Here is a 247-nt window from a genome sequence, read left to right on the forward strand (position 1 = left end):
AGGCATGCGCCTCGTCGCATCACTGGGCACGCGAGCTTCGCGCTCTTGGCCATGACGCCCGGATGATCCCTGCGTCGTACGTGAAGCCCTATGTCGCGCGTCAAAAGAACGACGCAGCGGACGCCGCGGCCATCTGCGAAGCAGTGACGCGACCGGCAGTTCGCACAGCTCCGATCAAGTCGCTGACGCAACAGGCGTTGCGTGTCCTGCATCGCACACACGAACTTCTTTCGCGACAGCGGGTTTC

Annotated in this window: 1 pseudogene; it reads left to right on the plus strand. The window is 63.2% G+C overall.

What is annotated here, in order from left to right:
* A pseudogene (locus MRBLMR1_RS09435) lies at window positions 1-247 on the plus strand (IS110 family transposase); the annotation flags it as partial.

This window comes from Neorhizobium sp. LMR1-1-1.1, from assembly GCF_040675795.1.
Taxonomy (GTDB): Bacteria; Pseudomonadota; Alphaproteobacteria; order Rhizobiales; family Rhizobiaceae; genus Neorhizobium; species Neorhizobium cellulosilyticum.